Below are 1225 nucleotides of genomic sequence, written 5' to 3'. Positions count from 1 at the left end.
TCAAGCAGAATTTGCACATGTACCACAGTATGTGAGTTTCTTTTGTTTAGGCATTATGGCCTATCATCGCAAATGGTTTTTAACTTTGAGTGCGAGAGTAGGATACATCTGGCTTATTATTGGAGTATTAATAGTAACTATTTTGTATTTTGGAGGGAACACGGTAGATCCTTTTCTTTTAAAGGGTGGACAAAACTTTGGTTCGTTGACTCGATCATTAATTGAGACGTTACTGTGTATTTCGCTTGTAATCGGTCTTCTAATTTTATTTAGAGAAAAAATTAACGGCACTAATCGTTGGTCTAAGATGTTATCAAACAATGTATTTGTTGTTTATTTCCTCCATGTCCCAGTAGTTGTCTTCCTTCAATATACATTGAATGACCTACCAATATCAGTCTGGACTAAATTTCTTATGACGACATTTTTAGGAATCATTCTAAGTTTTTTGCTAAGTCATTTTGTATGGCGAAAGATTCCATACCTCAAAAAAATGATGTGAAAGGAAATAATTTTTAAATAAATGAAATGTGAAAAATGAAAAGGACAGAATTATTGCTGGCTTTTGTCTTAGTAGGGTAATGATGTGTCATAAAAATAATGATTCTTGTTCAACTAACGGGTGCGANNTTGTGTTGAAGTTATTACTCAAACGGGGCAGAAGAGTTTAAGAAGGTACTATGCCATTTTTCCTGTACCAATTTTCTTACCAGAAGGATAGGAAAACTCGTAGTTATGTAGGAAATGCTTAGATTTCAAAGGGGAGAATAATTATGATTAATTACAATGGAAAAAGATTTGTTTCAATTGCTAACACTGAAAATGGAGAGGTTTCTTCAAAAACTTTTTTTGATTACAAACAAGAAGGTAATATTCTTTTTGCTACGTATAGTGGTGGCGAAATTGTAAAAGGTACTCTAATTGGTATAGTGGCGGATGATGGTTGTTTGAATTTTAGATATAACCATGTAAATACAAAAAATGAGATAAGGGGAGGACAATGTTATTCAACTCCCGAATCTCTTCCAGACGGTAGAATTAGACTACATGAGGTTTGGAAATGGCTTGATAGTGAACATACCGAAGGAAAGTCTACAATTGAAGAAGTAATCTAAAAAAATTATTCCTTGATAGTATTTGTTTTCAATCGGATAATTTGAAACAGGTAAAATCAATTGTAATGAGCAGAAGTATTATTAAAGTAACGGGGTGCGTTGATCTAAGA

Annotated in this window: 2 protein-coding genes; both read left to right on the top strand. The window is 33.0% G+C overall.

The annotated features are described in order from the left end of the window. Positions 1-502: acyltransferase family protein (locus V7147_RS08400; RefSeq protein WP_335367401.1), on the top strand; the 502-nt coding region annotated here is incomplete at its 5' end. Positions 503-773: 271 nt separating this feature from the next. Continuing rightward, positions 774-1115: a n-acetylglutamate synthase gene (locus tag V7147_RS08395; protein WP_335367400.1), complete on the top strand. Its 342-nt coding sequence runs from the start codon at positions 774-776 to the stop codon at positions 1113-1115. Positions 1116-1225 lie beyond the last annotated feature (110 nt).

Source organism: Bacillus sp. JJ1521, from assembly GCF_036965165.1.
Taxonomy (GTDB): Bacteria; Bacillota; Bacilli; order Bacillales; family Bacillaceae_L; genus Ferdinandcohnia.
The sequence above is the reverse complement of the archived record's forward strand: the minus strand, read 5'-3'. Positions and strand labels throughout refer to the sequence as shown.